5 protein-coding genes are annotated in these 6,149 nt (G+C 63.1%); 3 read left to right on the top strand and 2 right to left on the bottom strand.

Annotated elements, in window-relative coordinates; all coding sequences use genetic code 11:
* Both ABZ195_RS28550 and ABZ195_RS28545 read right to left on the bottom strand, forming a co-directional pair.
* The coding region (locus ABZ195_RS28550; RefSeq protein WP_355223249.1) for an NAD(P)/FAD-dependent oxidoreductase at positions 1-1,054 on the bottom strand (1,054 nt) is incomplete at its 3' end.
* Positions 1,055-1,118: 64 nt separating this feature from the next.
* A complete protein-coding gene (locus tag ABZ195_RS28545) occupies positions 1,119-1,958 on the bottom strand; it encodes an alpha/beta hydrolase (protein WP_355223248.1) in 840 nt (279 codons plus the stop codon).
* Between the two features lie 709 nt (positions 1,959-2,667).
* Between ABZ195_RS28545 and ABZ195_RS28540 the strand changes: the two genes are divergently transcribed.
* From ABZ195_RS28540 to ABZ195_RS28530, 3 genes are all read left to right on the top strand, one after another.
* Complete coding sequence (locus tag ABZ195_RS28540) at positions 2,668-3,411, top strand: enoyl-CoA hydratase/isomerase family protein (RefSeq protein WP_355223247.1); 744 nt, start codon at positions 2,668-2,670, stop codon at positions 3,409-3,411.
* A gap of 6 nt (positions 3,412-3,417) precedes the next feature.
* Entirely contained in the window at positions 3,418-4,632 is a 1,215-nt protein-coding gene (locus ABZ195_RS28535; protein WP_355223246.1) for an acyl-CoA dehydrogenase family protein, read from the top strand.
* A gap of 112 nt (positions 4,633-4,744) precedes the next feature.
* Complete coding sequence (locus ABZ195_RS28530) at positions 4,745-5,746, top strand: acyl-CoA dehydrogenase family protein (RefSeq protein WP_355223245.1); 1,002 nt, start codon at positions 4,745-4,747, stop codon at positions 5,744-5,746.
* Positions 5,747-6,149: the final 403 nt, after the last annotated feature.

The raw sequence follows: 6,149 nt of genomic DNA, 5'->3' as shown, positions 1-6,149 counted from the left end.
GAAGAATCACGCGATGACCTTCATTCGATCGGCTACGACACGCCGGGGCTCGAGATTCGGCCCGGCTCGTACACCACTCTGCTGGACGCAACCGATCCCGCGGCATCAGTGTGCGGGCCGTCTCGGGATCCTCAACGATCTCGGCGATCTTGCCTTTGATGAAGTCCTGCGCCGCCTTGTTCGCGATCTCGTTGGTGGCGATGTCGGCGAAGGTCCCGAACATGAAGCGGAACCCGCCGCCCGTCTCCCACGCTCGCTCGAAGGTCGCCCGCGCCTCATCCGGCGACACCGACTCGTAGGCAGTGGTGCTCTCCTCGAAACCGAAGGCGACGGCTGACCCGCGGACCTGCTCCCAAATGGCCTCATAGTTCTCCTTCACGCCCGCGACGTATTCGCGCGAGACCGGCCCGTTGCCCACGGGAACGGTGAACTGGGCGGAGCGCTGGAACGCGGTCAAATGGTCGACCTCGGGAGCGATCGCCGTGATGACTTGGACTCCAGTGGACCCGTTTCCAATCACGCCCACGCGTTTGCCAGCCAGTTCGAGATCAGCCGGCCACCGGCCAGTATGCACGTGCACCCCTTGGAAGGTGTGGAGGCCCTCGAGGTCGGGGATGTTGGTCGCCGACAGCAATCCCACTGCGGTGATGAGGTACTTCGCCGTGTGCAGTTCGCCGGTGTCGGTCTCGACGTGCCAGAGGTTGTCGTTCTCGTGGAAGTGCGCCGCCACCACGGCTGTGTCGAGTTGAATATCGGGCCGTAGACTCCAGCGGTCGGCTACGTGTTCGAGGTAGTTGAGTACCTGCGGCTGGGCCACGTACCGGGTGCCGAAGTCCCACTCCTCTAGCAAGTCTTCGTCACAGGAATAGCAGTAGACGAACGACTCGCTATCCGACAGTGCGCCCGGGTAACGATTCCAATACCAGGTTCCGCCGACGCCACTGGCCTTGTCGAACAGTCGCACGTCCAAGCCGTGTTCGTCGCGCAGCTTCTTCAGTGCGTACATCCCACCGAAGCCCGCGCCGATGACGATCGCATCGTGGCGAGTGCTCATGTCAGTTGATCCCCAATTCTCCAACTGCCCGAGTTCGCCTGTTCGACTTCCGTCTGGGGGATCTTCAGCGGAGGTACCAGCTGCGAATCCTGGCGATCTCCGCGTCGGCCTCCGGGGCGCGCCCGGCGAGACACGGAAATACGTGCTGCATGCCGTCGACGACCGAGAGCGTCACATCGGCGCCCGCCGCCGAGGCCCGGTCGGCGAGCCGGGTCGCGTCATTCAGCAGTGTCTCCCCGGCGCTGGCACTGATGTACAGGCGCGGGAAACCCGTGTAATCGGCATGGAGCGGGTTGGCCAGCGGGTCATCGGGTCTGCCCGTCTCGCCAAGGAACATCGCCGACATTCCTTCGAGGGTTTGCCGGCTCACCAGGCCGTCGGTGGCCGCGTTGGTGATCAAACTCTCGCCGGTGAGTTCCATGTCAAGCCATGGCGAGATGGCTATTACCGCCCCGGGCAGCGGAGAGCCGTCCAGGCGGAGCTTGAGTGCGGTGGCAACGGCCAGGTTGCCGCCGGCTGAGTCGCCGGCCGTAGTGATGCCGCCGGGCGCGAAGTCTCGATCCAGCAGCGCGCGGTACACCGCGGTGGCGTCCTCGATCTGCGCGGGGAAGGGATGCTCGGGTGCTCGACGGTAGTCGATGACGAACGCCGTGACACCAAGTGCCTTGGCGAGATGTGCGGCGAGTTTGCGGTGGCTGGCTGCGGATCCGACGACGAAGCCCCCACCGTGGGTGTACGAGATCACCCTTGTCGTGTCCGCGCCGAGCGGAAGAGCCCAGATGCCCTCCACGCCACCGATGACGTCCGATCGATAGGTCACGCCTTCGGCCTCCAGGGCCGGTTGGTGCCATTCATCGAGCATGCTGCGCAACAACTCGATGGGCATCTCTGGGTTGGCGGCCATGCGGCTGGACCAGCCCCTATAGAGGGCCTCGAGAAAGCCGGCTTCCGGAGAGACGGTCACAATCAAAGGCCTTTCGCATCCTAGTTTGGTCTGAGTCGTCAAGGTGTGAACGATCCGTCACAGTGTGTCAGCGGCGCAAGAACGACGGGTGTTCCGATTTGAGACAGTTCGGCGGGCCCTATTCGGCTCAGACGGCCAGCAAGGCGACTGCCGCCCAGCTCGACGATGTGTTGACGTCGACCTTGCACCGTCGACACGGGGTGCAGTCGATCCGTTCCGTAGAAGGAGGTGGCCGAAGCAGGGTGCCGAGCCGACGATCTCGATGCAACGCTCACCGTAACGAACGCAACTGGTGCCGGTGATTCGGACATTCGCAATGACATTGCAAGTCCAGCAACACGATTCCGGGTGACCAACACGTCGTCGAACAGACGCAAGCCATTCCAGCCATCGTCGAGACGACCCTCACGGTCGTTCACCCACAACTGATTCGGAGCGGTCGCAATGAAATTCCTCGACCGGATTGAAGAGACGAGCGGCGCGCTTCGCGGGCACGCGCGGCTCTTGACAGCTAGGAGTCTTTGTAGTTCAGTCGATTTGAATCGACAGGTGTCGACGAGTTCGCTCTTCGCGACTCTCCGACATCCAGCACGCCGGCCGGTAGGCGGCAACCGCTGCGATCGTCCAAGACTACGGAGAAGGCTGCCGAATGGGTTCTTTGGTGCTGCGTGAGGACTTTCACGGGTGGGCGCGACTCACCCTCGACCGCCCAGACAAGTTGAACGCTCTGACGGTTGACATGTTCACCGCCCTCCGCGGCCACGTCGTCGACCTGCAGAACGACTCCAGTGTCGGGTGCGTCGTCTTGCGCGGCGCGGGCAAGTGCTTCTCGGCCGGCCACGACCTCACCGACATCGCCGCGGGCGAAGACGTTCCGTCGCTAGGTTGGCACAGTGAAACGCTGCGGATGATGGAGAAACTGCCCATGCCGGTCATCGCGGCAGTGCACGGGCACTGCTACACCGGCGCACTCGAGGTTGCGCTGGCGTGTGACTTCATCATTGCCGCGGACGACGCGCGATTCGGCGACACGCATGCGAAGTGGGCGCTTACGCCGATCTGGGGTATGAGTCAGCGGTTGCCGCGGCGGGTCGGAATGGCGACAGCCAAGCGATTGATGTTCACCGCCGACATGATCGATGCCGCCGAGGCCGTTCGCATCAAACTGGCCGAGTACGCGGTTCCGCGGGCCACCTTCGACGACGAGGTCGAGGCCTTGGTCAGCCGAGTCATCGCGAACTCGACGTTCAGTCACCGGGCCAACAAGCGGTTGCTCGATGCAACGGACGCCGACCCGCTCGACGCCGGACTGCAGTGGGAAGTGATGGAGTCGGAGGGCGTCGGTCCAGACATGGCTGACCGCGTCGCCGCATTCGCCGCCAAGCGTGGTTGACGCGCGATGCACATCGACTTCGCTCCCGAACTCGATGCCTTCCGGCACGAGGTCGCGACCTTTCTGGACAGCGCTCCAACGCCTGCGATTCGCGAGGCCGGTCGCAAGACGACGAGCGCCTTCGCCCCGTTCGACGAGGTCATGGATTGGCAGCGCATCCTGAATCGTCAAGGCTGGGCCGCGCCCGCTTGGCCGGTGGAGTTCGGTGGACCCGGTTGGTCGTTGGAGCAGCAATTCATCTTCGCCGAGGAATACTGCGCTCGCGATCTTCCACCACTGCTGCCAAATTGCCTGCAGATGGTAGGACCCCTGTTGATGGAACTGGGCACACCCGAACAGCAGACCAAGTATCTGCCGAGAATCCTTGCAGCCGAGGATTATTGGACGCAAGGATACTCCGAACCCAGCTCTGGTTCGGACTTGGCGTCGCTGAGTTGCTCGGCGGTCGCCGACGGTGACGACTACGTCATCAACGGCAGCAAGATCTGGACGACGCTGGCGCACCGGTCCAACCGGATGTTCATGCTGGTGCGCACCAGCAGGGAGGCCAAGAAGCAGCGGGGCATCACCTTCTTGCTGCTCGATCGCACGGACTACCCGGGCATGTCCATTCGACCGATCATCGGCCTCGATGGCCTTCCCGAGCAATGCGAGGTGTTCTTCGACGACGTGCGCGTGCCGCAAGCCGGTCGCGTCGGAGAGCAGGACGACGGCTGGACCGTAGCCAAGCAGCTCCTGACGCATGAACGAGGCGGCTCGGCCCAGGGTCCGTTCCTGCGCCGCCGGCTGCGGCTCATCCGAGATGCCAGCACCACGGCCGATTCCCCCAATGGTGGTGTCCTAGCCGATGATCCGGTCTTCCAACGTGATCTGGGTGACGTGGAGGCCGACGTGGCGTCCTATGAGTACTTCGAACGTGTCGCCATCAGCGGACATCCCTTGGGGGATGATCCGGCGTTTCCGTCTATCAAGAAGACGATGGGTTCAGAGTTGACCCAGAAGGTGTCAGTGATGATGACCCGCGTCGCCGGACTCGAAACGCTCCCCCTGCAACCCGACGCGCTTACCGTCGGGTCCCCACATTTGACGTTGGGCGACGAGAACGACTTGATTGCCATGCCCTTCTACTTGAACTCGCGTGCTACCACGATCTACGCAGGAACCAACGAGGTGCAGCGGGATCTCATCGCACGCAGCCTGCAGTGGGCGGGTAGGGACTGACCGGTGGACTTCACCTTTTCGGACGAGCAGACGATGTTGCGCCAGAGCCTCGCGCAGTACCTCGGTAGGTCTTACGATTTTGGCCAGCGGCAGGCCATCGTCGGTACTGAACATGGAACGTCGCCCGCAGTGTGGCATCAATTCGTGGAGTTTTGGGTTGCTGGCGATGCCCTTCGGCGAAGCGGTTGGTGGACTGGGCGGATCGATGACCGACGTCGTTGCGATCGCTGAACTGTTCGGTGAATATCTGGTGAGCGAGCCCTTCTTCTCGTCGGTCATTTTGGCCGGTCGTGCGCTGGCGCTCGCACAGGACAACCGCACTGCGCGCGACTGGCTGACGACGATCGTCACGGGCGATGCGCTTGGCGCATTCGCGCACGAGGAGGGACGAGGAACCGCCGACCCGGCGCGAATCGCAACCACCGCCGTGCTCGGCTCGTCCGGTTATGCAGTAAACGGTGCAAAGCGGTTGGTGTTGGGCGGCGGTGCGGCGCAGCTACTGCTCGTGACAGCGCGCCTCATCGGCACCGGTCACGCAGAGGACGAACTGGGCATCCTGCTGGTGACCCCGGATGCGCCGGGGGTGGATTCGCGTACTTATTCCACGATCGATGGACGCAAGGCCGCCAACTTTCAGTTCGACGGAGCCTCGGGCGTTCTACTCGTCCCCGATGCCGCCGCGGCGATCACTGCGGTCCTCGAAGGTGCGATGCTGGCGCTATCTGCGGAGGCGGTCGGCGCTATGAGCGCGTTGGTCGGAATGACCGCGTCGTATGCGCAAACACGGCAGCAGTTCGGGGTGCCGATCGCGACGTTCCAGGCGGTGGCACATCGCCTCGCGGACATGAAGATCGCGCTGATGAAGGCGCGGTCGACATTGCTGTACACCACCGCACTGGTGGAAGGTGGCCGCATCCAGACGCGTGACATCTCGCTGCTGAAGGCGCAAGTCGGCCGACTCGGTAGAACGATCGGCGAAAGCGCGGTACAAATCCACGGCGGTGCCGGGATGACCGACGAGGTGGCGGTGGGCCACTACCTGAAGCGCCTGTTGGCCATCGATGCAATGTTCGGCGACACCAGCTATCACCTCCGCAAGGTCGGCGCCCGCTGAAACTACGCCGGCGGATGGCGTGTTGGCCTCGTAGCTGTCCCAGACGTTGCCACCAATGGTCGGCCCGCTCCAGCGAGGACGTCGCTTGACGCTGGGCAAGACCAAACGCTCCCCGGGTACTCTTCGGGGCTGATCTGTTGAGGCACAACGGCTCTCCAGTCCGTTCGGTTTTGCCAAACGAGATGGTGCTGTCTCGCATTGATACAAGTCAGATTCGATTTTCACTGGAAGAGTCCTACTCAGGAGAAGCGACCACCGCGAGAGGAACAGCGCTGTGAGAACCATGAATGCCTCCGACGAACTCGATGGGGTCTGCTGCACGAATAGGTGACATCTGAGTTGGCTTGCCCGGGACGGGTGGGCTGAGAGGATGTCCAAGTGCCCAGGCCCTATCCCCAAGAGT

Origin of the sequence: Mycobacterium sp. NPDC006124 (genome assembly GCF_040614235.1) — a bacterium.
GTDB lineage: Bacteria > Actinomycetota > Actinomycetes > Mycobacteriales > Mycobacteriaceae > Mycobacterium.
This window is presented reverse-complemented; position numbering and strand designations above follow the sequence as displayed.

What these genes read in the sequence shown, in the direction of transcription:
- ABZ195_RS28540 (WP_355223247.1), top strand. Translation starts at nt 2,668, where the DNA reads ATGGGTTCTTTGGTGCTGCGTGAGGACTTTCACGGGTGGGCGCGACTC.
- ABZ195_RS28545 (WP_355223248.1), bottom strand. Translation starts at nt 1,958, where the DNA reads ATGGCCGCCAACCCAGAGATGCCCATCGAGTTGTTGCGCAGCATGCTC.
- ABZ195_RS28530 (WP_355223245.1), top strand. Translation starts at nt 4,745, where the DNA reads ATGGAACGTCGCCCGCAGTGTGGCATCAATTCGTGGAGTTTTGGGTTG.
- ABZ195_RS28535 (WP_355223246.1), top strand. Translation starts at nt 3,418, where the DNA reads ATGCACATCGACTTCGCTCCCGAACTCGATGCCTTCCGGCACGAGGTC.